This window comes from Pseudomonas sp. So3.2b, from assembly GCF_019464415.1.
In the GTDB taxonomy this organism is placed as follows: domain Bacteria; phylum Pseudomonadota; class Gammaproteobacteria; order Pseudomonadales; family Pseudomonadaceae; genus Aquipseudomonas; species Aquipseudomonas shahriarae.
In genome coordinates this window covers 2,779,257-2,806,053 of the sequence record NZ_CP080494.1, presented here as the reverse complement: position 1 = coordinate 2,806,053, position 26,797 = coordinate 2,779,257, and the positions used below count along the sequence as shown (strand labels likewise).

Here is a 26,797-nt window from a genome sequence, read left to right as displayed (position 1 = left end):
GATCGGCGTTAGGGCAAACCCGCTCCCACAGGGGGGCTCAATGACTGCTATGGCCCATGCCATTCGGCTGTTGCAACAGAGCCAGGTCAATCTCCTCGAAACGCAGCACCCGCCCGCCGGTATCGGCCGCGATTTTCTGCGCCACCGCCTGCTCGGCAAACGAGGCCAGCACCACGCCCATGGCGCCCTTGAGCCCGGTGCCGAGCACGTAGTAGGCGGTCTTGGCGTCGATCAGATGGGCATCGTCCGGGGTATCCCAATGGCTGCGCCCCATGTCATGCACATACAGCTTGGACTGGGCATGATGGTTTTCCGGCTGCAACCACCAGCCGAGCATTTCTGCCGTAGAGCAAAACTTCTGCGCCGCGCCCTGCTCCACCACCTCGCCCTTGGGCCCCGGGAACTCGCTGATCACCATGCCACACACATGGCACTCATCTGCAGGATGGAACGCCACCGGCCCGTCACCCGCCCCCGCCGCCACCGGTTTGTCACAACCGACCAACAGCAGGCTCAACAGTAAAACCAACCCCATCTTCATGCTTACGTGCTCCACCGATAAAAAATTCATGCCGCGCGCCGGCCGAACAGCCAATAGGCCCAGACCAATGGCCCGGCGACCCACGCCGCCAGGCACAGCCACAACGCCGCCTCCGGCACCGCCAGGTCTGCGCCCAGGGCCATTACGCCCATGGACGCGGGGCCGGCATCGAAACCCGACAGGTTGATCAGGCGGTACACATCCGCCGGGTTGAACAGCAACAGCCAGGGCAGCAGCGTCGGGCTGAACTGGCCTTCGCTGAGCACCAGCAGCGCCAGCAACGCCAGGTCGAAGACCAACACAAAAAAGAACCACACCCCCAGGGCCAAGCCGGCCGCCGTGGATTTCTCCGCCGAGACGCTGCTCAACACATACGCCAGCCCCAAAAAGCCCCAGCCAAGCAAGGTCGAGGTCAGCATGAACCGGCCAAAGGCCCAGAGCAGTAGGCTGAACTCGACGTCATCCACCAGCAGCGCAATGGCGAGCATGGCGCAGCCGAATCCGATAAAGGTCGCCAGCGCCAGGATCAACCCGTGCCCGACAAACTTGCCGAGCAGGATCTGCCCGCGCCCCAGGGGATAGGTGAGCAATAGCAGCAAGGTGCCGCTTTCGTCCTCGCCGACAATCGCGTCATAGGCCAGCAGCAGCGCAATCAACGGCATCAGGAAGGTCGCCAGGCTGGCCAGGCTGGCGATGGTTGCCGGGATAGAGGTAAAGCCCAGTTGCCCGGACGCCGCGGCCCCGAGCCAGGCAATGCCGATGGCCAGCACCGCAAACAGCAGGCTAATGGCCAATAACCAACGGTTGCGCAGGCCATCGCTGAATTCTTTGCGGGCCATGTTCCAGATTGGCGTCATTGGGCACGCTCCACAGGGCTGTCCATGTAATGGCGATACAGGTCTTCCAGGGACGGCACGACAATTTCCACATCGCTGGGGCTGTCCTGGTCGAGCAACTGGCGCAGCAGGTCCAATTTATTGCCATTCAACGCCGCCACTTGCAGCCCTTCCGCGCCCCAGCGCTGGGTCACGTGGCCAGCCTCGCTCCAGCGTTTTTGCAAGTGCGCCGCACGTTGCAGGCCGCTGCTGCGGATCAGGGTGGGCAGCCCGGCCTCTTCGCGCAACGCCGCCAGGGTGCCGAGGGCCAGCAGACGGCCCTGGGTCAAGATGGCGGCGCGGTTGATATGGGCCTCCACACCGGGCAACACATGGGAGCAGAGAATGATGCTGGTGCCCTGCCCGCGCAGACGGTCGAGCAAGCGATACAGGTCCTGGGTGGCAATCGGGTCGAGGCCCACGGTGGGCTCGTCGAGCAGCAGCAGGCGCGGCTCGCCAAGCAGTGCCTGGGCTAGGCCGAGGCGCTGGCGCATGCCCTTGGAATAGGTCTTGACCCGCCGCCGCGCCGCCGCCGTCAGGCCGACGTCTTCGAGCAGGGTCTGGACCTGGCTCATCGGCGCGCCCTTGAGCCGGGCGAAATGCTGCAAGGTTTCCAGGCCGCTGAGTTGCGGGTAGAACGTGACGTTTTCCGGCAAGTAGCCGAGCATCTGCCGCACATGAGGGTCGCTGGGCGCGCGACCGAACACCCGCACCTGACCACTGCTTGCCTGCAACAAGCCGAGGATCAGTTTCATGCTGGTGGTCTTGCCCGCGCCGTTATGGCCGAACAGGCCCAGCACTTCCCCGGGCGCCAGGCTCAGGCTCAAGTCGTGCAGCACAGTGGCGCGCCCATAACGCTGGGTCACGCCTTCGATTTCGACAACGGGCATCATGCAGGCTCCTTGAGCAGGGAAAGCGTGGGGTCTTGCATCAGCGGATGGCTGTCCATCACCCCCGGCGACTTGATCACCGGAAACGCCCGCTGCACCCAGCGCAGCAACTCGATGCCGGGGCTGTTCATCAACAGGCGCACCTGGGGATACAACCACAGCAGGCGGTCGACGTTATCGTTGGGCTCGTAGGCCACATCCCCGAGGCCGTCGTTATTGCGGTCCCAGCCCAGGTAGTCGCTCCAGTAATTGCCGCGGCCTTCTGCCGACCATTCCTGCAAGCGGGTGGCCACGTACTTGACCTGGCGCTGGTTGCCGACAAAGGCATTGTTGGCAATCCGGTTGTCCTCGGAACCAGCTGTGAGGTGAATGCCCACCGCGCTGCGCCCGAAGTGGTTGTGTTCGATGCTGTTGAACAGCGAGTTGTAGATAAACAACGCCTTGCCTTCGGCCCCGGTGATCATGGTGTCGCCGGTTGTGCCGTCGCGCACGTCGTTGACCACGTTGTCGCGCAAGGTGGAATAGGTGATGTAGTTCATCAGGATCCCGTAGTTCTGATCCTCCTCGGAGCGATTGCCGATCACCGTCAGCTTGCGGCTTTGCATCAGCGCATAGCCGGTGCGGGTGCGGCGAGTAATATTGCCGAGCACCTGGTTGTCGTTGGCGAACATGTAGTGGATGCCGTAGCGCAGGTCTTCCAGGGTGTTGCCTTGCAGCAGGTTGCCGTTGGAGGTGTCGATGTAGATGCCATCGCGGGCATCGCGCACCTGGTTGCCGATCACCCGCGCGCCTTTGACTGCGTACAGGTGGATGCCATTGCCCCGGTCCTGGGAGCGCATGGTCGGGTCGCCCTGGATCTGGTTGTCGATCACGCTCACATCCGCCGTGCCATCGACCCACACGCCAAAACCCTGGCCGCGCAGGCGGTTGTTCTTGATCAGGGCGCCGTGGGCCTTGGGCTGGATGAAGATGGCCGCGTTCATCGCGGTGAGGTCATGGCCCCAGTCGAGGAAGGTGCAGCCCTCGACGGTGACGTCGGCAGCGTTGATCAGCAAGCCATTGCCCAGGCCTTGGCTGTGGATCACCGCACCGGGTTCGCAAGTCAGTTGCAGGGGTTGGTCGATGCTGAAGGAGCCCTGGTAGTCACCGGCAGGCAGGCGCCAGTGCTGCGGGCCTGCGGCGATCAACGGCAGGTCGGTAATGGGCAGTACAGCAGCGCCGGCGGCGGCCGAAAATAGCAGCCACACACACCCGGTCCATAACGTGCGGGGTCGAGCCACGGAGTCTTCCTTTTGATCAAAGCCCAATCTGTGGAGCGACACAGATCTGGTGTGAGAGCTGGCTTGCCTGCGATGGCGGTGTACCAGCCACCAAAAACAGTGGCTGAACCGCCGCTATCGCGGGCAAGCCCGCTCCCACATTGGTTGGTGCTCGCCGTTAAGTGCGCTCGACCAACATCCGCCCCACCATCTCCATATGCAGCGCATGGCAGAACCAGCTGCAGTAGTACCAATGCAGCCCCGGTTTATCGGCAATGAAGGTGATGGAAGAGGTTTGCTGCGGGCTGATTTCCATGCTCACGCCATGGTTGGTCATGACAAAGCCGTGGGTCACGTCCTCGATCTGGTCGATGTTGGTGATGGTCACAGTGACCTCATCGCCATGCTTGACGGTGAACTCCGTCAGGCCATAGGTCGGCGCCATGGACGTCATGTACACCCGCACTTTCTTGCCGTCGCGGATCACCTTGTTATCGGTCTCCAGCTTGATCCCGTCCTTGGCCGCAATGGCCACGGTTTCGGCGAAGAAGGGGTCGTTGCGTTCCCAGATTTTCTTGGTCTTGATCTGGTCGCGCCGCGCCATCACACAGTCATGGGGTTCGGCGAAGGTCGGGCCGTCGTGGACCAGTTTCATTTCATCGCCCGAGATGTCGATCAACTGGTCGTTTTCCGGGTGCAGCGGGCCGGTCGGCAGGAAGCGGTCCTTGGAGAATTTGCTCAGGACCACCAGCCATTGGCCGTCGGCATCCCGGGTCTCGGTGAGCGAGGCATGGTTGTGGCCGGGTTGGTAGTGCACATCGAGCTTCTGCTTGATGTAGTTGACCTTCTCGCCGCCGTAGGCGCGGATGGCTTCGGCGATGTTCCACTTGACCACCTGGCTGTCGATAAACAGCGTGGTGTAGGCAAAGCCCCGGCCATCGTAAGTGGTGTGCAGCGGGCCCAGGCCCAGTTCCGGCTCGCCGACCACCACGCCGCGCGGGTCTTTGATCTTGTCGCTGAACAGGTCGTCGAGCTTGTCGATGGCAATGATGGTGCAGGTCGGCGACAGCTTGCCGTTGGCGATAAAGTACTTGCCGTCCGGCGAGGTGTTGCAGCCGTGGGGGTTCTTCGGCACCGGGATATAGCGGGTGAATTCGCTGTCCTTGCCATCATCGCCCTTGCGCCCGTCCACCACCGGCACCTTGACGCCGTCGAGGTTGATGAACTTGCCGGCCTTGATCGCCGCCTCGATGCGCGGGATGTTGAACACCACCACCCAGTCGCGCTCGTTGCGCATCATGCCGCCCAGGTCGGAGGCTTTCTCCGAGTTGTAGCAGGTGGCCGCCGCGTATTTACCGGTGTAGTCCATGTCGGCGTTGTCGAGGTTGCCGTCAACGATGACCTGGAAGGCCATTTCCATCTTCTCGGCGTCGATCGCGTTGAACATGGTGAAGCTGTTCTTGTCCTGCAGGTCGAAGGTATGGCCGTCATTGGGGTGCGGGATGATGAACTCGGCGTTGCAGAACACGTACTTGGTGTACGGCACCTTTTGCAGGCGCAGGCCGTGGATCGCCTGGGCGTTGGGCACGGTGACGATCTTGTCGCACTTCATGATGTCCAGGCGGATCCGCGCCACGCGGGTGTTGGCCTTGTCGTTGATGAACAGGTATTTGCCGTCGTAGCGGCCATCGGTGGTGGACAGGTGCGGGTGATGGCAATCGCCGTTCTGGTACTTGGCGCCCTCGCCCAGGATGCGCTTGCTCTCGTTGGTCAGGCCCCAGCCGGTGGCGGAATCGACGTTGAACACCGGGATACGCATCAATTCACGCATCGACGGCACACCGAGTACCCGCACCTCACCCTGGTGGCCGCCGCTCCAGAAACCGTAGTACTGATCCAGCTCCCCTGGGCCCACATGGATCTTCGACTTGGCTTCTTTGGCCGCCGCCGCAAAGGACTCGCGGGTAAACACCGTACCGCCGAGGGCCGAGGCCCCTGCCAGCACCGCGCCGGTGACTGCGCCGGTGCCCAGGAAGCCACGCCGGCTCATGCCTTCAGGTTCCGGGGTGGCCCCGGCTTTTTTCGATTCACTGTCGTTCATGATGTGCTCCAGATGGGAAAAGTGAGTGCCCAAGGCCGTCATTCAGGCACCGCCACCTGCACCACCGGGATCAATTGCCCAGTGGCGGGTGCGGCCTTGTTGCGTTTCTTGCGCTTGTTGATCAGTGGCGGGCATTTGTGGTCGTTGTGCCAAGTCATCTGGCAATCCAGGCAGTAGTGGCATTCATTGGCGTTGATATGGCCGTCAGGGTGAATCGCCTGGATTTCGCATTCCTTGGCGCACAACTGGCACGGATCGCCACACTCTTTGCGCCGTTTGAGCCAGTCGAACAGCCTGAACTTGCTGGGGATCGCCAGCGCGGCGCCCAGCGGGCAGATGTAGCGGCAGTAGACTTTGCGCGTGAACAGGTTGATCACCAGCAGCGCCACCGCGTACAGCACGAACCACCACTGGCGGTCGAAATGCAGGGTGATGGCGGTCTTGAACGGCTCCACTTCGGCAAACCGCTCGGCGGTGGCCATCGACTCCAGCGACAAGCCAAACAGCCCCAGCAGGATCAAATACTTGATCGCCCACAGCCGCTCATGCACGGCAAACGGCAGCTCGAACTGGCGCACTTTGAGCCTGCGCGCCGCCTCATTGATCAGCTCCTGCAGCGCCCCGAACGGGCACAACCAGCCGCAGAACACACCTCGGCCCCACAGCAGGATGCTGGCGGCGGTGAATACCCAGAGCATGAAGATCAGCGGGTCGGTGAGGAACAGCTCCCAGCGGAACTGCTGGAACAGCGCATGCACAAAGGTCAGCACATTGACCACCGACAGCTGCCCCAGGGCGTACCAGCCGATAAACACCACGGTAAACAGCAGGTAGCCACGGCGTACCCAATGCAACAGGCGCGGGCGCCGGGCCAGGCTGTCCTGCAAAAACAGAATCACCGTCAGCAGTACCAGGGCGGCGCCCAGGATCAGGATCTGCACGTGTTTCTGGTACCAGATCGTCAGCCACATCGGCCGATTCGCTTCGTCGATGGCAGCCTGCTCGGCGGCAGTCGGCAACGGGCGCTCCAGATACGCCTCGGGCATCTGGTAGGGCAATTCAAAACTGCTGAAGGTGCCGCTGACCGGGCCGGTCTGGCGCCGTACCAGCAGTTCCAGGGTCCAGGCCGAGCCAGGGTCGAACCCGGCCTGGGGGCGCACGATAAACACCGACATCTCGTCGAACTCGGGCATGCCCTCGGCGAACACGTCATACAGGCGCTGGTGGTCCATATCGCGGAAGCTGATGACATTGCCGAACTGGCGCAATTGCACCCGATCAAAAATCCCGCCGCGCACGTAGCCCGAGCCCTTGAACGAAAACAACCCACGCCCCAGCACCGCAATGGCCTGCTCGCCGGGCTTGAGGCCCTGCATCAGCACCCGGTATTGCGCGTCGCCCAACAGGTTGCGGCCGATGGTCGGCGCGTTGAGATCGGCCACATACAGGTCAATAAAGGTCTCGTCGACCTGCCCCGGCCCCGCCACTTCCACGCCTTCGGCCTCGGTGCCCTTGAAGGCCGCGTCTACTTGCCCGCGCGTCAGGTGCAGGCGGCGCACCGCGCCGTTGCCGGTCAACTGCGCCCAGTTGGCCGGTTCGAACAGGTCAGCGCGCACCAACGCGACTTTCTGCGCGGTACTGGCCTTGTCCTCGATCAGCTTGAGCGACACCGCCACTTCGTGGGCGGCGCGCATGATCACCTCATTGACCACCATGGCCGTGACAGTAGCGCCGGCCACCGCGTCCACGGTCACCGCCTGGCTGTCGCTGGAGTGCCCCACCACCACCCGTTGCTTGACGTTGATCCCGCTGTAGCGGGCGGTGAAGTCATGCAACTTGGCCTCGGGAATGCCGATCAACAGAATCGGCTCGTGGTGCTCCAGCACATAGGCATCACGGATCACCCCGGCCGGGTCGAGGATCACCTGGGTGTTGATCGGTTTGCCGGAATACGCCGGGATGTCCACCACGTCCAGGCTCTGGAACACATAGCCGATGACCGCGCCTTTGGCCGACAGCGTGCGCACCTTGAACTTGCCTTCGGCGGCGGAAATGGCGTCGGTCTGCGGGAAAATCTTGTCGATGCGCTGTTGTTCAATCGCGCCGTAGGACTTGGCCTGGGCCGGGCCGGCCAGACTGAACAGCAGCACCAGGACAACCAACCAGGTGACGGGACTTGCGGCCAGGGTAGCGAGGGCCGAGGGCTTGGTGCGGTTCATGGGCTCACTGACTTCAACGGCCGGAATATGAAGTCGATGGTAGGTGGCAGCTGGCCAGTGAGCCCTTGATTGAAATCAAGTCTGGGGGCGGTGCGGCGTTTGGGCGCTGGGCGTTGCGCCCCCACTTAACAGTCTTTGACAGTTTCCCGACAAAGCTGTCAAAGACCCCTGCCCACGCCGTCCCTAGGATTTGAGCCTTCCTTGGAATGACGAAGGCCATCATGCGTTCAAAAACGATTTACCTCGCTGCCACTTCTGTGTGCCTGATCACCTGCACCCAACTGTCAGCCGCCGCCGACTGGCAATACAGCCTGCAAGCCGGGGCGGCCAACCTGCCGCGTTACAGCGGCAGCAATGAGCGTATGACCGCGCCATTGCTGGGCGCAAACGTCGTCAGCCCGTGGGGGATTTTTCTCGATACCAACAAGGGGCTGGGCTGGGGTTATGAGGATGACAACCTCAGTTTCAGTGCCTATGTCGGCGCCAGCACTGCGCGCAAGGACCAGAAGAAAAGCACCAGCCTGGGCTCCGACCGGCTCAAGGGCATGGGCCAAATCAAGTCGCGACCGCAGTTCGGTGTGAGTGCCAGCTACACCTTGGGCACGGCCGTGCTGGGCGCGACCCTGGAACATGCGCTGGAGCAAGACGATAAAAAAGACAGCGGCAAGGCGTTTACCTCCCTGGAGCTGAGCATTGGCACCAACCTGTATGACGGTGACTACGGCACCGTGGACGCCAGCCTCAATAGCCTCTTTGGCGATGGCAACTATGTGCGCACCTGGTACGGCGTCACCCCCGGCCAGGCCCAGCACAGCCGCTTTCGCGCGTATGACGCCAAGGGTGGGATGGTCAGCCGGGGCTTGAACCTCGATTGGAGCGTGCCGCTGGGCGACCACACAACCTTCTCTACCTTGCTGGATGTGCAGTATTTGTCGGGGGATGCCGGCAAAAGCCCGATTGTGGAACGCCGGATGCAAACCTCCGTGATGGGTGTGCTGAACTACAGCTTTTGATTTGCAAACCCGATCAGACAGGGGGGGCTGGCTTGCCGGTCGCTCCATTACTGCGATGGTCATTCGCTCTTTTTGGGTTGTTGGGGGGGGGGGTGTACATATCCGTTGCTGCGGTCACGGCGGCTATTGGTTCCGCCCTTACGGCGGCTCACTTTGGAGAAGGGTGTACGGACCGGACACATGGTTGACGGGTGTGCGGGGACATGGTGGACACTTTTGGCGAGCCAACTTCGCCGGAAAGCCATCATGCCCTGGGACACGAGAGATACCATGAGCCTGAAAGAAGAGTTCATTGCCTTAGCACGGCAACCCGGCAGCAATAAACGAGAGCTGTGTCGACGGTTCGGCATCAGTCCGCAAACGGCCTATAAGTGGTTGAAACGCTATGAAATGCAGGGGCAGTCTGGACTGCAAGAGAAGTCCCGAAAACCTGCGACTAGCCCAAAGCTAACCGCGCCAGCTCTGGAAGCGGAAGTCATAGCGCTTAGGCGAGCACATCCCGCTTGGGGCGGACGTACAATCAGCAGCCTTTTGAAAAAGCAGATTGCTCCTAGCACTGTCACCAATGTTCTGCACCGATGCGGGCTGATTCAGCCTGTTCAGAAGGAACAAGAAGCAAAGCTGAGATTTGAACACGATGCACCTAACGATCTTTGGCAGATGGATTTCAAAGGGCACTTCCCGACGCAAGAAGGCCGATGCCATCCGCTGACGTTGCTGGACGATCACTCACGATTCAATTTGGCGATTCAAGCTTGTGATAACGAGCGTGGAATCACAGTGAAGGAAAAGATGATCGAGGTATTCCAGCGCTTTGGTTTACCGGCTCGCATCAACGTTGACAATGGGCCGCCATGGGGCTCGCCACGCAACCCTGGGGAAATCACAGAATTAAGTATCTGGTTGATTCGCTTGGGGATCAGGATCAGCTTCAGTCGTCCTTATCACCCTCAAACCAATGGAAAGATTGAGCGCTTCCATCGTTCACTCAAAGCCGAGGTGCTTGATGGGCGTCAATTCTCCACGATCAAGGATGCTCAAACAGCGTTTGATCAATGGCGTGAGGTCTATAACTTAAAACGCCCTCACCAAGCACTGGACTACAAGGTGCCTATGGACCGGTATCGAGCAAGCCCCTGGGCTTATCCGCAGCAGCTATCGGAGTTTGAATATGGGCCGGATGATGTGCTGGCCAAGGTTTATCACAGCCGATTTCGCTTTCAGAAACGTTACTTCAGCATTGCCAAGGGGCTGGTTGGGCAGCACATCGCAGTTCGGCCTAACCCTGAAAGTGACGGGCTCTTTGACGTCTACTTCTGCCACCATTTCCTACGAACGATCGACGTGAGCAAACCGGACTATGGTTCATAATGTGTCAACTATGTCCCCGCACATGTGTCCACTATGTGTCCGGTCCGTACAAGAAGCGCCAAAGTAAGCAAAACGCTTTTGCCCCACCACTCGGTGCCTCGCCTAGGCTCGGCATGCCCGCAGTCAGGCATTGCTCCGTGGGCCCGCCGCGATCGGCCATCCATGGCCGTGTCGCGGCTACCCGGCATCCATGCCGGGGTGCCCACTGCGCAATACCTGCCTGCGGCCATCGTGGTTTAACGGGGCGCCTGAGATCAAGATCAAAAGCAGAGCAACAGCAAAGCCAGAGCGCGAAGCTGCATTCCCCTGTGGGAGCTGGCTTGCCTGCGATGGCGGCCCAATAGATCGCCACAGAGTGTCAGGTACCCAACGTCATCGTTTACGACCATCGCAGCGAGGCGGCGACCCGACTAGCCAGCTTCCACACCCGCCAGCCCCCACATTTACAACCTTTATGAGTTTGCAAAAGGTTAGTCGGCGTACGCCCAAGTCATCCGGAACGACGCCCCGCCCCACTGCGAGTCCAGCACCTGCACCTGCCCTCCATGCCACTGGCTGACCCGCTGCACCAGCGCCAGGCCCAGGCCAAAGCCGCCGGTGCGGCGGTCGCGGCTGGCGTCCAGGCGCATAAAGGGTTGGAAGATTTTCTCCCGGCCGTCCTCGGGTACGCCGGGACCGTCGTCGCAGACGCGTACTTCATAACCACTGCCGAACTTGACCAGCGACACCTCGACCCGATGCTCGGCGTAACGAATGGCATTGCGCAGCAGGTTGATCACCGCGCGTGCCATAAACCGCGGTTCGATCTGGATGAAGTCGACTTCACAGGTACCCAGGGACAGTTGCACGCCTTCGGCCTCGGCTTCCAGGGCCACACTGCCGATCACACTGTCGAGCCAGCTGTGGGCCTCGATGTTCTCGCGGGTGACCTGTGTCGCGCCACGTTCAAGGCTGGCGTAGGTCAACAGTTCGGAAACCATGTCCTCCAGTTCGCCTAGGTCGGCGTACATATCGCCGATCAACGCGCGGCTCTGGCGCGGATCGGCCTCCTGTTTGAGTTGGTCGAGTTCAAACGACAAGCGCGCAATCGGCGTGCGCAGTTCATGGGACACCGCATTGGTCAGCTCACGCTGATTGGCGATCAAGTGTTCGATGCGCTCGGCCATCTGGTTGAAGTGCCCGGCCAACTCGCGCACGCTCGAGCGCCGTGGCAGGAGGATGCGCGAGCCCAGGTCATTGTCACCAAATCGCTGGGCCGCCAGGCGAATATGCTCCAGGTCGCGCCAGTGCGGGCGCACCCAGAAATACAGGACAATCGCCAGGCACAGGCCCAACAAGCTATAGGCCCACAGGTACAGCCAGCGCGGCTCCACCGGCAGCTTGATCTGAAGCAGCTGCGCGCCACCGTCGATTTCGGTGATGAACTCCATAAAGTCGCCGCGCACCACCAGCTTGCCGTCAGTCAGCAATTGTTGCTCGCGGGAGGTGAGTGCCGCAGCGTCCCGGGCAATCAAGGCCAGGCGCAGGCCATAGTGCTGCTGCAGCTCGGCCAGGCGTGCCTCGCGGGCCACGCCAGCCGGCAGCGGGCGCAACTGCTCCACCAGGCCGTAGGCCGGGCCGCGCATGGCTTCGCGGTTGTAGGTTTCGTTGGCTTCGGGCAGCAATTCGTCGAAGGTGTAGTTCACCAGCCAGATTGCCCCGGCCAGGCCCAGGGCCAGGATGATGTACAGACGCAGAAACAGGCGCAGCATCGGGCTAGGCCTCCCAGGCAAACGGGTTGAACAGGTAGCCCTTGCCCCAGATGGTCTTGATGCACACCGGCTCGCGGGGGTTGTCATTGAGCTTGTTGCGCAGCTTGCTGATATACACATCGACACTGCGGTTGAGCCCATCGAAGGCGATCCCGCGCATGCGGTTGAGGATATCGTCCCGCGAGAGGATCTTGCCCGCGCTGCTGGCCAGCAGCCACAGCAGCTCGAACTCCATGGTGGTCAGGTCGATCTTCTCGTCACCCAGGCTTACCCCCCGACAACTGCGGTCAATCGCCAGTTGGCCGAACGCCAGGGAACCACGCACCGTCGGCTCGGGCAGATGGCGGCGCTGCAAGGCGCGCAGGCGTGCCAGCAGCACCGGCGGCTTGATCGGTTTGATCACATAGTCATCGGCGCCGGATTCCAGGCCAAGGATATGGTCCAGGTCGTCTTCCTTGGCGGTGAGGATCACGATGGGGGTGTCGGACACATTGCGGATCTCGCGACACACATGCAGGCCGCTCTGGCCCGGCAGCATCAGGTCGAGCACGACAATCTTCGGTTTGAACGCCAGGAACACCGCCAACGCCTCATCGCCCCGGTGCACCACGCGCACTTCAAAGCCATGCTGTGACAGAAAATGCGCGATCAGCCCTGCCAGCTTCTCATCGTCCTCAACGAGTAGGACCTTGCCCAGACCCAGGTTTTCCATACGTTCTCAGTGTGCAAAAGCGGATTGAAGAGCGAGCATTATAGGTGGCAAGCTGTCCGGCAAAAGCGCCTGGCCAGCAGCGGCTGACGAAGCTTCATGTTTTTAAGAGTTTTTAACAATTAGCCTGCAATGTTTAACGCCACCCACAGGGAGTTGTATGCGCAAGGATTACCTGGCGTTCTTTGTTTCGCTGTTCCTGTCCCGGCTGGCGGACCAGATTCTGCTGTTTATCGTGCCGCTGATCGTATTTCAGACCACCAACAGCGTAGCGTGGGCCGGGCTGGCGTTCTTTATCGAGTCGCTGCCGCGATACCTGGCGTTCCCGGTGTGCGGGGCATTGTGCGACAAGTTTTCGCCCGTGCGCATCCTGCATATCAGCCAGGCCTACCGAGCGCTGGCGTGCCTAGTGGCCGTGGCGCTGTACGCGATGTTCGGCGGCATCCATTGGCTGGTGATCCTGTCGGCGCTGTGTGGAGTGCTGACGACCCAGGGCATCATGGCGCGAGAAGTCGTCATGCCGCATATTTTCAAGCATTACACCTACGCCAAGACCCTCTCCTACTCGCAAATCGCCGACCAGAGCGGCCTGGTGCTAGGGCCACTGATTGCTGCGCTGATGCTGGAGGTGTGGGCCTGGCATTGGGTGGTGCTGGGGATTGCCGGGCTGTTTGTGCTGGCAGACCTGGCAATGCTGGTTTGGCAGCGCACTACCACGGTGAATCTCGAAAACCACGCGCAACACCGGGATATCTGGCTGCAACCGCTACGCATCGCGCTCGGGCATATCCGTAACCTGGCGGAGCTCAAGCGCATTATCGCCCTGGCAGTCGGCGTGAATTTGATTATTGGCGTGACGCTGGCCACCTCCGCCGCCATGGTGACCGGCCTCTACGCGGCCGACAAGGATGCCTATGCACTGCTGCAGGCCGCCGGCGCGGTGGTGACCATCGTCATCCTGTTTTACCTGGCTCGCTCGAGCCTGGCGTTGAAAGTGCTGGGCGGGCTGTCGTATTCGGTGATTGCGCTTGGGGCATTGATCATGGCGATCAGTCCCAACCTCTGGCTGTACACCCTGGGCTTTCTGCTGGTCACCGGTTTCGACAAGATGTTCAACGTGTACATGCGCAGCACCCGTCAGCGGGTCATTCCCGTGCAGGATTTCGGCAAGACGGTGGGCGTGATCACCTTGTTCAATAACCTCGCGCAGCCATTGGCGGGCCTGGCAATTGCCGTGCTGGCGGCACCTTTTGGCACGCAAACGGTGATCCTGCTGCTGACCGGGATCACCGCGCTGATCGGAGTGGCCGTGGCCTCAGGCTGGCACGCCACTGTGAAAGCGGAACTCGATATCGGGTGATTCGATCAATTCCTGCTCGGCCGCCCTCACCCGCTCGATGACCTGGGCAACATCCTTGGCATCGCCGTATTGATAGGCCAGCTTCAGATAGCCCTGGAAATGCCGTGCCTCGCTTTTCAGCAGACCAAAGTAGAACTTGCCGAGTTCTTCGTCCAAATGCGGCACCAGTGCTTCGAAACGCTCGCAACTGCGCGCTTCGATAAACGCCCCGACCACCAGGGTGTCCACCAGTTTCACCGGTTCGTGGCTGCGTACCACCTTGCGCAAACCCGAGGCATAGCGGCTGGCATGCAGCTGGCGCAGCTCGATCTTGCGCTTTTTCATCAGGCGCATGACTTGCTCATGGTGCACCAGCTCTTCGCGGGCCAGGCGCGACATCATGTTGATCAGGTCGACATGGGAGTGGTACTTGGCAATCAGGCTCAAGGCCGTGCTGGCGGCCTTGAATTCGCAGTTTTTGTGGTCGATCAGCAGGGTTTCCTGGTCGGCCAGTGCGGCCTGGACCCAGGCATCGGGGGTGCGGCAACCGAGGAAGTCATGGATTTCGGGGAGGTTCATCGGGCTCACGAGCAAAGGGTCACAAAAGGCCGCCGATTATACCGACCCCGCCGCAGACCACCAGTCACGGGGCTTGATGTGCATCAACATGCTGTACGGCGGGCAACAACTATAGTTGTTCGAAGCCTTGCCCTTCCCACCCTTGGAGATCTCGCTCATGAACGAAATTGGCAAAATCCTGGTGATCATTGAGCCCGAACACTCGGAAAGCCTGGCCCTCAAGCGCGCCAAGCTGATCGCTGGGGTGACAGGCGCTCATTTGCATCTGCTGGTGTGCGACAAAAAGCATGAGCATTCGGCGCTATTGGCCTTGCTCAAAGAGCAATTGTCGGCCGATGGCTACAACGTCACAACCGAACTGGCCTGGAACAACAACCTGCACGAAACCATCATCGGTGTGCAGCAGGCCGAAGGTTGCGCACTGGTGATCAAGCAGCACTACCCCGACAGCCCGCTGAAAAAGGCCCTGCTGACGCCGGCGGACTGGAAACTGCTGCGCTTGTGCCCGGCCGCTGTGCTGTTGGTCAAGACCGCGACCCCATGGACCGACGGGGTGATCCTGGCGGCCATCGACGTGGGCAACCTGGATAACGAACATAAAGACCTGCACGCGGCCATCATCGACCATGGCTTTGACATCGCCAGCCTGGCCAAGGGCCAGTTGCATGTCATCAGCGCCCATCCCTCGCCCATGCTGTCGGCAGCCGATCCGGTGTTCCAGCTCAAGGAAACCATCGAGGCCCGCTATCGCGAGCAGTGCAAGGCGTTCCAGGCCGAATTCGACATTGACGACAGCCGCCTGCATATCGAAGAAGGCCCGGCGGATGTGCTGATCCCCCATACCGCCTATAAGTTGAGGGCGGCCGTCACGATCATTGGCACCGTGGCACGCACCGGGATTTCCGGGGCGCTGATCGGCAATACGGCGGAAGTGGTGCTGGATGCGCTGGAGAGCGATGTGCTGGTGCTCAAGCCCCAGAGCATCATCGACCACCTGGAGGAACTGGCCAGCAAGGCACAATGAAGATCAGACATGTGCGAGCGGGCTTGCTCGCGATAGCGGTGAGTCAGTTGATACATCCCTGACTGAACTGGCGCTATCGCGGGCAAGCCCGCTCCCACAAGGGATCTTGGCAGGGCAGAATATTTTGACCACACCCCAGCTCCCACAAGGGATCTTGGCAGGGCAGGATATTTTGGCCACACCCCAGCTCCCACAGGGGATCTTGGCAGGGCAGGATATTTTGGCCACACCCCAGCTCCCACAAGGGATCTTGGCAGGGCAGGATATTTTGACCACACCCCAGCTCCCAAAGGGGATCTTGGCAGGACAGGATATTTTGGCCACACCCCAGCTCCCACAGGGGATCTTGGCAAGGCAGGATATTTTGGCCACACCCCAGAACAAAAGTGGGAGCTGGCTTGCCTGCGATAGCGGTGGGTCAGTTGATAGGTGCCTGACTGACACGCCGCCATCGCGGGCAAGCCCGCTCCCACATGTTGATCGGCGACAGTCAGTGACCTAGTGCATCCTTGAGGAAGCCAGGGGCGATATAGCGCTGGTAATGCGCCTCGGACAGGATAAAAAACTCCCGATCAATGGCATCACGCAGTTCCGGCAGGTTCCAGTCGCGAAACTCCGGCATCAGCACCATGCCATAGGCTTCCAGGTTGTTGATCACCCGCGCGCCCCGGGCGATCAACTGGTAGGCCCAGCAGTATTCGGACTGGTGCGGCACAAAGCGGATTTTTCGCTGTTCGAGTTGCCAGCGCAGCCGTTTGGGGTCGAATACTTCCAGCTTGCCCGCCATGACCTGCACCAGCAGTTGCTCAAGCCGCAGCCAAACTGCGCGTTTTTCTTCCTCGCCATAGCCGTTCCACTGGATCACTTCGTGGTGGAAACGCTTGCAGCCGCGGCACACGAGATCGCCGTAAACCGTGGAGCACAGGCCGATGCAGGGGGTCTTGATGGTTTGGTTGGGCATGGGTGACAACGCACAAATCAGCGAAACAGTGGCCCATGTTAGCCCTTTGTCTAAGGTTCATCACCCTGCAAACTTGCTGCGGCAACTTACCTTTAGAAATTTTTTGCCGTAGAATCATCCGGCCTTGTAAGGCGCCAAATAATCCGTTGGAAGCTGTTTTCAAAGCGTCACGAGCACAGTCGTTCCTTCAGAACGGTGTTGGCGCTGGTTATTTACCCTCCAAATGACCAGCACCAACCCTCATCAGCTCCGTTCTGCAGGCGTAAAACTTTGAAAGCAGCTTCTGTGAGAAATGCCGGCAGCGCTGGCTCTACGGCCCAAAAAGCCCCCGAGCGCATGCGTGCCGTGCATGTCTGGATGAGCGTCCCGTGGGACCACTGATGAGGGTAATAACTGTGCTTGAAGCCTACCGCAAACATATCGAAGAGCGTGCAGCCCTGGGTATCGTTCCCCAGCCGCTAAACGCCGAACAAACCGCAGGCCTGGTCGAGCTGCTGAAAAATCCCCCGGCTGGCGAAGAAGAGTTTCTCGTTGACCTGATCACCAACCGCATTCCACCAGGCGTTGACGAAGCTGCCTACGTCAAGGCCGGTTTCCTGTCTGCCCTGGCCAAGGGCGAAGTGTCTTCCCCCCTGATCGACAAAAAGCGCGCGGTTGAACTGCTTGGCACCATGCAAGGCGGCTACAACATCGTGACCCTGGTCGAGCTGCTGGACGACGCTGAACTGGCCGCCGTTGCTGCTGCCCAGCTCAAGCACACCCTGCTGATGTTCGATGCATTCCACGACGTCGCGGAAAAAGCCAAGAACGGCAACACGCACGCCAAGGAAGTGATCCAGTCCTGGGCCGACGGCGAGTGGTTCAAGAACCGCCCGACCCTGGCCGACAAGATCAGCCTGCGCGTGTTCAAGGTCACCGGCGAAACCAACACCGACGACCTGTCCCCTGCTCCCGATGCCTGGTCCCGTCCTGACATCCCGCTGCACGCCCTGGCCATGCTGAAAATGGCCCGTGAAGGCATCGTGCCGGACGAGCAAGGCAAGACCGGCCCGATGAAGCAGATCGAAGAAATGCGCGGCCAGGGCTTCCCGATCGCTTACGTCGGTGACGTGGTCGGTACCGGTTCGTCCCGTAAGTCGGCAACCAACTCGGTGCTGTGGTTCTTCGGCGACGACGTCCCGTACGTGCCTAACAAGCGCGCTGGTGGCTTCTGCTTCGGCAGCAAGATCGCTCCCATCTTCTACAACACTATGGAAGATGCTGGCGCACTGCCAATCGAATTCGACGTCACCAACATGCACATGGGCGACGTGATCGACCTGTACCCGCATGCTGGCAAAGTCTGCAAACACGGCACCGACGAAGTCCTGACCACCTTCGAAATGAAGACCCCGGTCCTGTTAGACGAAGTCCGTGCCGGCGGCCGTATCCCGCTGATCATCGGCCGTGGCCTGACCGACAAGGCTCGCGCTGAGCTGGGTCTTGGCCCTACCGACCTGTTCAAGCTGCCTGAAGCACCGGTCGACACTGGCAAGGGTTTCACCCTGGCCCAGAAAATGGTCGGCAAGGCCTGCGGCCTGCCGGAAGGCAAAGGCGTTCGTCCAGGTACCTACTGCGAACCGAAGATGACCACCGTGGGTTCCCAGGACACCACCGGTCCAATGACCCGTGACGAACTGAAAGACCTGGCGTGCCTGGGCTTCTCCACCGATCTGGTGATGCAGTCCTTCTGCCACACCGCGGCCTATCCAAAGCCGATCGACGTGACCACCCACCACACCCTGCCTGACTTCATCATGACCCGTGGCGGTGTATCGCTGCGTCCAGGCGACGGCATCATCCACAGCTGGCTGAACCGCATGCTGCTGCCGGACACCGTGGGTACCGGTGGTGACTCCCACACCCGTTTCCCGATGGGCATTTCGTTCCCGGCCGGTTCTGGCCTGGTAGCGTTCGCCGCAGCCACTGGCGTAATGCCACTGGACATGCCTGAGTCGATCCTGGTGCGTTTCAAAGGCAAGATGAAACCTGGCATCACCCTGCGTGACCTGGTTCATGCCATTCCTTACTACGCAATCCAGTCCGGCCTGCTGACCGTTGAGAAGAAAGGCAAGAAAAACGCCTTCTCCGGCCGCATCCTGGAAATCGAAGGCCTGAACGACCTGACGCTGGAGCAGGCTTTCGAGCTGTCCGACGCCTCGGCCGAACGTTCGGCTGCCGGTTGCACCATCAAGCTGTCGAAAGACTCCGTCACCGAGTACCTGAACTCCAACATCACCCTGCTGCGCTGGATGATCGGTGAAGGCTACGGTGATGCGCGTACCCTGGAACGTCGTGCCCAAGCGATGGAAGCCTGGGTTGCCAACCCTGAGCTGATGGAAGCCGATGCCGACGCAGAATACGCCGAAGTCATCGAGATCGACCTGGCCGAAATCAACGAGCCAATCCTCTGCGCGCCAAACGACCCGGACGACGCCCGTCTGCTGTCCAGCGTCGCTGGCGAGAAGATCGACGAAGTGTTTATCGGTTCGTGCATGACCAACATCGGTCACTTCCGCGCTGCCGGCAAGTTGCTGGAACAGGTCAAGGGTCAGCTGCCAACCCGTCTGTGGCTGTCGCCGCCGACCAAGATGGACGCTCACCAACTGACCGAAGAAGGCTACTACGGCATCTACGGCAAGGCTGGCGCGCGCATGGAAATGCCGGGCTGCTCGCTGTGCATGGGTAACCAGGCACGTGTTGAGCCGAATTCGACCGTAGTGTCGACTTCGACCCGTAACTTCCCGAACCGTCTGGGTGATGGCGCGAACGTCTACCTGGCATCGGCCGAGCTGGCGGCAGTCGCCTCCACCCTGGGTCGCCTGCCGACCGTCGAAGAGTACATGGGCTACGCAGCGAAACTGGACACCATGGCCAGTGACGTCTACCGCTACCTGAACTTCGACCAGATCGCCGAGTTCCGTAAAATCGCAGCAAGCGCCAACATTCCGGTGGTTCAAGCCTAACGGTGTGTTGATGTGAAGAACGCCGCGTATCGCAAGATACGCGGCGTTTTTTTATGCCTGGGAAAATCTGCCGGGCACTGGCTGTCGACGGCCTTTCTCCAACGACCTACCAGATCAGGTAGTTGTCCCGCCGCGCCTTGAAGGCCGAAACTCTCTACACCCTGATGCCCGCGTCATGGGATCCGCCTGCTTTGGATGTACTCGCGCTGTATGCCGTACGACTTCTAATAAAAACAGCCAAGCCTCGTCGTCGATGCCCGTACCCGGTGGCAGGGGCGCTCTCACCCGTTTTTAAGTGCTTAATGGAGGTGTGTTATGTGGCGCAATCAATATGTGATCAAGAACGTCTTCAAGGACTATGCGGTGTCGGTGGAACAAATCGGCGATGCCCCCGATAAAAAGAATGTGCTGCTGGTCAATGGCGCCATGGCCACAACCTCGGCCTTTGCCCGTACCAGCAAGTGCCTGGCCGAACACTTCAACGTGGTGCTGTTTGACTTGCCATTCGCCGGAAACTCCCGGGCTCACAACCCGAATCGGTGCCTGGTGACCAAGGACGATGAAGTCCAGATCCTGCTGGCCTTGATCGAAGGCTTCAATATTCACCATCTGGTTTCCGCATCCTGGGGCGGCCTGTCGACCTTGCTGGCCCTCGCCCAGAAGCCGGACAACGTCGAAAGCTCGGTGGTGATGTCATTCGCTCCCGGCCTCAATGGCCCGATGCTCGACTACGTCAGCGGCGCCCAGGCACTCATGGCCCGGGATGACAACGCGGGTATCGGGCACTTGCTCAACCAGACGCTGGGCAAGCACCTGCCGCCCCGCCTCAAGAGTGCCAATCAACAGCACATGGCGCAGTTGATCAACGCCGAGCAGCATCAGGCGCGATTCCATATCGACCAGGCCCTCAAGCTCAATGAAGGGGCGTACCTGCCCCAGCTTTCGAACATCGACAGCCACGTGCACTTTTTGAACGGTGCCTGGGACGAATACACCAGCGCCATGGACGTGCAGCGCTTCAAGCAGTACATCCGCGACTGCAGCTTCTCCACGGCCGAGAGCAGCGGGCACTTTCTGGATCTGGAATCCAGGGCTGCGGCCAACGGCGTGCACCGCGCGTTGCTCGGCCATTTGCTGACGCATCGCGACGCCCGGCCAGAGGCGTTTTGCATGTCGCCTCCTCACCGAGCGCAGTTGAGCTTCGCCTGAGCACTTTTGAACAAGGATGTGGATGATGCGAGTAATCATGATTGCCATCGGTTCGGCCGGTGACGTTTTTCCCTTTATCGGCCTGGGCGCAGCACTGACCCTGCGCGGTCATCAGGTGACCTTGTGCAGCATGCCGGCGTTTCAACGCACCATCGAGGCCCGGGGCCTGGACTTCGTGCCGTTATGCGATGAGGCGACCTACAACGCTGCCATGGGCGATCCCCGCCTGTGGGATCCGAAGACTTCCTTCAGCGTGTTGTGGCAAGCCATCGCAGGCCTATTAGAGCCGGTCTACGATTATGTAACCGCGCATAACACTGACGATATAGTAGTGGTCGGCTCGCTGTGGGCCTTGGGTGCACGTATTGCCCATGAAAAATACGGTTTCCCTTACCTCTCGGTCCAAGTGTCCCCTTCAACCCTACTGTCGGCACATTTACCGCCTGTACACCCCACTTTCAACGTATCACGCCGCCTGCCCTTGACGGTGCGCAAATTGCTCTGGCGCGGGATCGAATACCTGAGCCTGGACCGGACCTGTGCCCCACAAATCAATGCACTGCGCCGCAAACACGGATTGCCGGGCACGGTGAAGAACATCTTCAGCCAATGGATGCATGCCCCCCAAGGCGTGATTTGCCTGTTCCCCGAATGGTTCGCCCCCGTCCAGCAAGACTGGCCGCAGCCCCTGCACATGGCCGGCTTCCCACTGTTCGACGGTGGCACCCTGGGGCTCGATGAACAGACTCGGGCCTTCCTCGATGCCGGACCGGCCCCCGTGGTTTTCACCCAAGGTTCCACTGAGCACTTTGACCAGCAGTTTTATCGCTTTGCCCTGGAAGCGCTGCACAGGGTCGGCGCACGCGGTATTTTTCTGACCAGTGATCGGCCGGTCACCAGCGATTTGCCGCCCACGGTGATGCAACGTCCGTTTTTGCCGATGAGTTCGCTGCTGCCCCGCGCAGCCGGGCTGGTCCACCCCGGCGGCATTGGCGCCATGAGCCTGGCGCTGGCTGCCGGCATTCCACAGATTGTCCTGCCGATCGCCCATGACCAGTTCGATAACGCCGAACGACTGGTGCGCATGGGGTGCGGAATACGTCTTGCCCTGCCCTTGGACAGACAAGACCTGCAAGGGGCGATCACAGCGCTGCTACACGACACCCGATTGCAACAGGCCTGTGCTCGGGCGAGCAGCCTGATGCCCGCCGATGCGGCGTCCTGTGAAACAGCAGTCAAGGCCATTGAACAGTGCCACGCGCACCATTCAATACCTCGCCTGCGCCAAGCGTCATAAACACCGGCCTCTTGGGCAAAAGTGCCGTGCCAGAGCCGTCGGCAAAGCACCGGAAAAGTTTGACAGAAAGATCACGTGGGCTAGATTGCCAAAGGTTCCAGGAATCGAGGCGACTGTCCATGGAGAAGGAAAACGACCTCATCCGCTGGTGGAATCGCTTGCGGATAGAGATGCTCAAGCAACAGGGAGGAGCACAAGTGTTCGCGCTGCTGGAGCGGGAAGTGTTGCAATTGGGGTTCGAGTATTACGCCTATGCCGTACGCCACCTGACCCCTTTTACCCGACCAAAAACCGAGATTCACGGCTCTTACCCCGAAAGGTGGCTGGAACATTACCAGGAGCAAAACTACGCGGCTGTCGATCCGTCGATCCTCAGTGGCTTGCGTTCCACCGAGATGGTGCTGTGGAACGACGCACTGTTTGAAAACAGTCGCAAGCTATGGCTGGAAGCTCGGGATTGGGGTCTGTGCATCGGCGCCACGCTGCCGATTCGCAGCCACGATCACTCGCTGCGGGTACTGTCCGTGGCCCGGCGCCAGGATCCTATTTCGCGGGCTGAAAGCGACGAGATTCAATTGCGCCTGCGCTGCATCCTCGAACAGGTGACGCTGCGCCTGACAGATCTGGGCCATAACGAACGCGCCCACCCGTCGGTCTGCCTCAGCCTGCGTGAGCGGGAAATTTTGCAATGGACCGCCGACGGCAAGAGTTCAGGCGAGATCGCGCTGATCCTGACCATCTCCATCAACACGGTGAACTTTCACCTCAAGACCATCCAGAAGAAATTCGGCGCAGCCAACAAGACACTGGCGGCTGCCTATGCCGCCGCACTGGGCCTGATCTAGGCCCGACGATCACGATAAGGACATCCAATGATCAGCATCATCACCCGCCATCACCATGAACTGTCTGCAGCCCTTGAGGACGACCTGGGCCGCTATCGACACGAAGTGTTCATCGAGCAACTGGGTTGGCAGCTGGACTCCACCCACGCCCGGCCCCAACGTGAATTCGATCAGTTCGACCAGGCCGACACGCGCCATATCCTCGCCCTGGACACAAAAGGCCAGGTCTGCGGTTGCGCACGGCTGTTGCCGACCACCCAACCTTATCTGCTGTCGGAAGTCTTCGGGTTTCTGTGCGACCAGCCAAGCCCGCGCAGCCGTGACACCTGGGAAGTGTCGCGCTTTGCCGCCCGCGCCCTGGAGAAAGGTACCCTACCGATGCGCGTCTGGTGGAACAGCCTGCACCATGCCTGGAGCCACGGCGCCAATCAGGTGGTGGCAGTGACCACTCCAGCGCTGGAGCGTTATTTCCTGAAAAATGGCGTGCAATTGAGTCGCCTCGGCGCCCCGCAACGCGTGAACAACGACCATGTGGTAGCACTGAGTTTTCCGGCCTGGCAGAAAAACGGCCGAATCGCGCTGCACGCTGATTCGGCCGTTGCCTAGCTAGAGATATGAGTAACGCCGAGGTCGCCGGCGCTGATCACATCAAGGGATCAGCGAGTAAATCAGCGAGGAGATGGCGACCAGGCCGACCAGGGTCACGAACACATTGGACATCTGCCCACGGTACTTGGCCATGGCCGGCACCTTGCGGATCGCGTACATCGGCATCAGGAACAGGATCGAAGCAATGATCGGCCCACCCAGGGTCTCGATCATCCCCAGGATGCTCGGGTTCAGGGTGGCGATGATCCAGCACACCACCAGCATAAAGCCAGCAGTCATGCGGTCCAGGGCCTTGGCGCCCGGGCGGCGGCCGCTCTTGACGATCAGGCCCTTGAGGCCTTCGCTGGCGCCGATGTAGTGGCCCAGGAAGGACTTGGCAATCGCCACAAACGCAATCAATGGCGCGGCAAAGGCGATGGTCGGGTTATCGAAGTGGTTGGCCAGGTAAGACAGGATCGACAGGTTCTGCGCCTTGGCTTCGGCCAGTTGGGCCGGTGACAGGGTCAGCACACAGCTGAACACGAAGAACATCACCATCGCCACCATCAACAAGTGGGCACGGGACAGGATCTGCGAGCTGCGCTCTTCGGCGTGGGCGCCGTACTGGCGTTTCTGGTCAACGGCGAAGGCCGAGATGATCGGCGAGTGGTTGAACGAGAACACCATCACCGGAATCGCCAGCCACAGGGTGTGCAGCAGCGCCGACGGTGCCGGAACGGTGCTGGCCGTGCTGAGGATGCCGCCATTCCAGTGCGGAACCAGGTACACCGCCAGAAACAGCAAGGCAACAATAAACGGATAGACCATCAGGCTCATGGCCTTGACGATCACCTGCTCGCCGCAACGCACCACGGCCAGCAGGCCCAGAATCAGCACAAACGACAGCAGCGCCCGTGGCGGTGGCTCGATGTGCAGTTGGTGCGACATAAAGCTTGCGACGGTATTGGTCAGCGCCACGCTGTAGATCAGCAGGATCGGGAAGATCGCAAAGAAGTACAGCAAGGTGATCAAAGCACCGGCCTTGATGCCGAAATGCTCTTCAACCACCTCAGTGATGTCCGAGCCCGCACGCCCCGACAGCACAAAGCGGGTCAGGCCACGGTGTGCGTAGTAGGTCATGGGGAACGCCAACAGCGCGAGGATCAGCAACGGCCAGAAGCCGCCCAGGCCTGCGTTGATGGGCAGAAACAAGGTGCCGGCGCCAATCGCCGTGCCGAACAGGCCAAGCATCCAGGTCGTGTCCTGGCGGCTCCAGCCCGTGAGGGTTACAGGTGTCGTTGCGTAGCGTTCATCGACGCTATTGGCCTGATCATTCATCCGCTCGGTTCTCCACTTTCATACGATCGCGGCGAGTCAGAAAAACCTGACAGGCAGCGCCACGACCGTAACAGGGGCGCGATTGTCCGGGATTCACTTGAATAAGCAAAGACTTAGCTGAGGAATGGTTGTACGGAGCAGAGCCAGTCGATTGACCACAAATTGTTGGAATCAGGAACGTTACGCCCCCATCGCCCACTCAGTGCAAGCTCTACTACAAAACCTGGAGATTCAAGCATGACGACTTCAAGCCTGAACATTTTCAACGCTGGCCAGTTGGTCGATAGCGTATCGACCCACATCGCCGATCAAATCGCTACCCAAGACAAGCCCAAGCAACAACAGTCTGACACCTTCACATTCAACGGCATTGAATACGCCGCCGCGCCCAAGCCTCGCAACACACTGATACCCACCCCGCGAATCGGCTAAAGATTGGCGAAACTGAGGAATGGGGGTGGCGCAAATGCGTTTAATCAGGCAACAACCCTATAGATAGCCGCCCCTTTAAACATAGAATTTATATACTTATCGCAATCTATATCTCACCAGCTTATTTGTAGGAATCCCCCTACTTCACAGCGAGCATTTGAATATTTTTTAAATGATTGCCCATGGATTTGTTACAAACATATACCCAGGCATTGATAGCACCTGCCAGCACATTTATATTCCGTCACTGCCGGGCCCAAGCAATACCCAACCAAATACAAGAATAAAAACCCACGCCCCATGTAGGAATTATCCAATGCGAAAATGCCATGCCGTTTTTACAGGTCTACTTCTCGCTGGACTGCTCGCTCCACTTTCCAGCCAGGCACAATCGACAAACTCCGACATCCGCGCACTCGCTTCTTCGCCCCAGTGGCTGACCACCAAAGTCTATATAGAAGGCGCCCCGCAAATTGACGTCAAGGACAAGTATCCGGGCGTGGTTGGCATCTCCATGTGGGACCCCGAGCGTAATCGCTATGAGTTTTTCTATGCCGACACCGGGCTGTCAAAGTATGACAATGGCGGTGGCGGTTACTTTCTGGTCACAGGCGACAAAACCACCCATATCCTGGTACCAGACAAGGGCCCTGCCAGAACAGTGGTCAGGCGGCTTGAGGTCCTCAACAACCAAGAGTTCACCTATTCGCGGGAAGTGCCCCGGGACATGGTCGAGACCAACGAGAAAGTTCGTATCTACGTGGTCCATGCGCCTTACAACGGGCCGATCAAAACCTCCACCTCCCACTGAGTATTCTTGACCTGCCAGATACCATCAGGCTTTGACTACTTACTTCAAAAATCCATAAAACAATAAAAAGACGCCTCTTATGAAAACTCAACTCAAGTCGTTATTAATATCCACCGTATGGTTGTCCGCCCTTCTTTCCAGCGGCGCCAATGCGCAACCCTCAGCCCCCGCGACAGCAAAAATACCGCACGCCACACCCGAAAATGCAATTATGTTGACGGTATTTCTCAAACATGATCAATCCCGCCCATTAAGCGAACTAAGGGCGCAACTCGCCAAGCAGGATTTCTACAAAGTATTTCCACCGGAGGGAGTAGAAGTCGTCAGTTGGAACATCACCATGGGAATCGGCCAAGTCATCGTCCTGCGCCTACCCGCCTCTCGGTTGTCAGCGGTCAATCTGGCACTGGAAAATGCTGCATGGGGCACCTACCGGACCGAGTTTTTCCCCACCTATGATTTCCGGGAAATCGCCCAGGCAGAACAGAACAAGGTAAGACAAACCCAGTAACGCCCCCCACGAATGCCCAGCGTCTGCAGCCTGCGCCGACGCTGGCATCCCCATGCCAAGGCCTCCCATCGAGGAAGCATCTTTCATCTGCGGGCATTCGTACTACAAAAAATACCGCATACTCCAGAG

At 59.9% G+C, this 26,797-nt stretch carries 23 protein-coding genes; 12 read left to right on the top strand and 11 right to left on the bottom strand.

Annotated elements, in window-relative coordinates:
* Positions 1–37: 37 nt before the first annotated feature.
* From K1X80_RS12435 to nosR, 6 genes are all read right to left on the bottom strand, one after another.
* Positions 38–571: a nitrous oxide reductase accessory protein NosL gene (locus tag K1X80_RS12435; protein ID WP_258571557.1), complete on the bottom strand. Its 534-nt coding sequence runs from the start codon at positions 569–571 to the stop codon at positions 38–40.
* Positions 568–1,398: an ABC transporter permease gene (locus K1X80_RS12430; RefSeq protein WP_120732632.1), complete on the bottom strand. Its 831-nt coding sequence runs from the start codon at positions 1,396–1,398 to the stop codon at positions 568–570. Before K1X80_RS12430 ends, K1X80_RS12435 begins: the two co-directional genes overlap by 4 nt.
* Complete coding sequence (locus tag K1X80_RS12425) at positions 1,395–2,306, bottom strand: ABC transporter ATP-binding protein (protein WP_128593619.1); 912 nt, start codon at positions 2,304–2,306, stop codon at positions 1,395–1,397. The genes K1X80_RS12430 and K1X80_RS12425 overlap by 4 nt, the downstream gene beginning before the upstream one ends.
* Positions 2,306–3,553, bottom strand: coding sequence for a nitrous oxide reductase family maturation protein NosD (locus K1X80_RS12420; protein ID WP_115128038.1), 1,248 nt, complete (start codon positions 3,551–3,553; stop codon positions 2,306–2,308). The genes K1X80_RS12425 and K1X80_RS12420 overlap by 1 nt, the downstream gene beginning before the upstream one ends.
* A gap of 190 nt (positions 3,554–3,743) precedes the next feature.
* Positions 3,744–5,666 (bottom strand): TAT-dependent nitrous-oxide reductase, encoded by a 1,923-nt coding sequence (gene nosZ / locus K1X80_RS12415; protein ID WP_057439642.1) that lies wholly within the window; start codon positions 5,664–5,666, stop codon positions 3,744–3,746.
* Positions 5,667–5,704: 38 nt separating this feature from the next.
* Complete coding sequence (gene nosR, locus K1X80_RS12410; protein ID WP_128593613.1) at positions 5,705–7,885, bottom strand: transcriptional regulator NosR; 2,181 nt, start codon at positions 7,883–7,885, stop codon at positions 5,705–5,707.
* 221 nt (positions 7,886–8,106) lie between these two features.
* On the opposite strand from nosR, the gene K1X80_RS12405 reads away from it, so the two are divergent.
* Together K1X80_RS12405 and K1X80_RS12400 are read left to right on the top strand one after the other, a co-directional pair.
* A complete protein-coding gene (locus tag K1X80_RS12405; protein ID WP_057959828.1) occupies positions 8,107–8,898 on the top strand; it encodes a MipA/OmpV family protein in 792 nt (263 codons plus the stop codon).
* A gap of 246 nt (positions 8,899–9,144) precedes the next feature.
* Entirely contained in the window at positions 9,145–10,269 is a 1,125-nt protein-coding gene (locus K1X80_RS12400; protein WP_057961168.1) for an IS481 family transposase, read from the top strand.
* Positions 10,270–10,739: 470 nt separating this feature from the next.
* Here the strand turns inward: K1X80_RS12400 and K1X80_RS12395 are convergent, their stop codons facing one another.
* Complete coding sequence (locus K1X80_RS12395) at positions 10,740–12,020, bottom strand: ATP-binding protein (RefSeq protein WP_057439651.1); 1,281 nt, start codon at positions 12,018–12,020, stop codon at positions 10,740–10,742.
* A gap of 4 nt (positions 12,021–12,024) precedes the next feature.
* Complete coding sequence (locus tag K1X80_RS12390) at positions 12,025–12,732, bottom strand: winged helix-turn-helix domain-containing protein (protein WP_057439652.1); 708 nt, start codon at positions 12,730–12,732, stop codon at positions 12,025–12,027.
* 157 nt (positions 12,733–12,889) lie between these two features.
* Between K1X80_RS12390 and K1X80_RS12385 the strand changes: the two genes are divergently transcribed.
* A complete protein-coding gene (locus tag K1X80_RS12385; RefSeq protein WP_057439653.1) occupies positions 12,890–14,089 on the top strand; it encodes an MFS transporter in 1,200 nt (399 codons plus the stop codon).
* On the opposite strand, the gene K1X80_RS12380 is transcribed toward K1X80_RS12385, so the two are convergent.
* Positions 14,045–14,647: a tRNA-(ms[2]io[6]A)-hydroxylase gene (locus K1X80_RS12380; RefSeq protein WP_057439654.1), complete on the bottom strand. Its 603-nt coding sequence runs from the start codon at positions 14,645–14,647 to the stop codon at positions 14,045–14,047. The genes K1X80_RS12385 and K1X80_RS12380 overlap by 45 nt on opposite strands.
* Before the next feature lie 157 nt (positions 14,648–14,804).
* Between K1X80_RS12380 and K1X80_RS12375 the strand changes: the two genes are divergently transcribed.
* Positions 14,805–15,671 carry a universal stress protein gene (locus K1X80_RS12375; protein WP_057439655.1) on the top strand — a complete coding sequence of 289 codons (867 nt, stop codon included), beginning with the start codon at positions 14,805–14,807 and terminating at the stop codon, positions 15,669–15,671.
* 490 nt (positions 15,672–16,161) lie between these two features.
* Here K1X80_RS12375 and K1X80_RS12370 read toward each other — a convergent pair whose 3' ends face one another.
* A complete protein-coding gene (locus tag K1X80_RS12370) occupies positions 16,162–16,632 on the bottom strand; it encodes a DUF1289 domain-containing protein (protein ID WP_057439656.1) in 471 nt (156 codons plus the stop codon).
* 395 nt (positions 16,633–17,027) lie between these two features.
* Between K1X80_RS12370 and acnB the strand changes: the two genes are divergently transcribed.
* The 5 genes from acnB to K1X80_RS12345 all read left to right on the top strand — a co-directional run bounded on the left by acnB (position 17,028) and on the right by K1X80_RS12345 (position 23,594).
* Complete coding sequence (gene acnB / locus K1X80_RS12365) at positions 17,028–19,637, top strand: bifunctional aconitate hydratase 2/2-methylisocitrate dehydratase (RefSeq protein WP_057439657.1); 2,610 nt, start codon at positions 17,028–17,030, stop codon at positions 19,635–19,637.
* A gap of 315 nt (positions 19,638–19,952) precedes the next feature.
* Positions 19,953–20,846 carry an alpha/beta fold hydrolase gene (locus tag K1X80_RS12360; RefSeq protein WP_057439658.1) on the top strand — a complete coding sequence of 298 codons (894 nt, stop codon included), beginning with the start codon at positions 19,953–19,955 and terminating at the stop codon, positions 20,844–20,846.
* Positions 20,847–20,871: 25 nt separating this feature from the next.
* Complete coding sequence (locus K1X80_RS12355) at positions 20,872–22,143, top strand: glycosyltransferase (RefSeq protein ID WP_057959819.1); 1,272 nt, start codon at positions 20,872–20,874, stop codon at positions 22,141–22,143.
* Between the two features lie 119 nt (positions 22,144–22,262).
* On the top strand, positions 22,263–22,988 hold the full coding sequence (locus tag K1X80_RS12350) for an autoinducer binding domain-containing protein (protein ID WP_057959820.1): 726 nt from the start codon (positions 22,263–22,265) through the stop codon (positions 22,986–22,988).
* A 27-nt stretch (positions 22,989–23,015) separates the two neighbouring features.
* Positions 23,016–23,594: an acyl-homoserine-lactone synthase gene (locus tag K1X80_RS12345; protein WP_057439660.1), complete on the top strand. Its 579-nt coding sequence runs from the start codon at positions 23,016–23,018 to the stop codon at positions 23,592–23,594.
* 42 nt (positions 23,595–23,636) lie between these two features.
* On the opposite strand, the gene K1X80_RS12340 is transcribed toward K1X80_RS12345, so the two are convergent.
* Entirely contained in the window at positions 23,637–24,914 is a 1,278-nt protein-coding gene (locus K1X80_RS12340; RefSeq protein ID WP_057439661.1) for an HAAAP family serine/threonine permease, read from the bottom strand.
* A 237-nt stretch (positions 24,915–25,151) separates the two neighbouring features.
* On the opposite strand from K1X80_RS12340, the gene K1X80_RS12335 reads away from it, so the two are divergent.
* The 3 genes from K1X80_RS12335 to K1X80_RS12325 all read left to right on the top strand — a co-directional run bounded on the left by K1X80_RS12335 (position 25,152) and on the right by K1X80_RS12325 (position 26,668).
* Entirely contained in the window at positions 25,152–25,346 is a 195-nt protein-coding gene (locus K1X80_RS12335) for a hypothetical protein (protein WP_057959821.1), read from the top strand.
* A gap of 316 nt (positions 25,347–25,662) precedes the next feature.
* Positions 25,663–26,157: a DUF4822 domain-containing protein gene (locus K1X80_RS12330; protein WP_057959822.1), complete on the top strand. Its 495-nt coding sequence runs from the start codon at positions 25,663–25,665 to the stop codon at positions 26,155–26,157.
* 79 nt (positions 26,158–26,236) lie between these two features.
* Complete coding sequence (locus K1X80_RS12325) at positions 26,237–26,668, top strand: hypothetical protein (protein ID WP_057959823.1); 432 nt, start codon at positions 26,237–26,239, stop codon at positions 26,666–26,668.
* Positions 26,669–26,797: the final 129 nt, after the last annotated feature.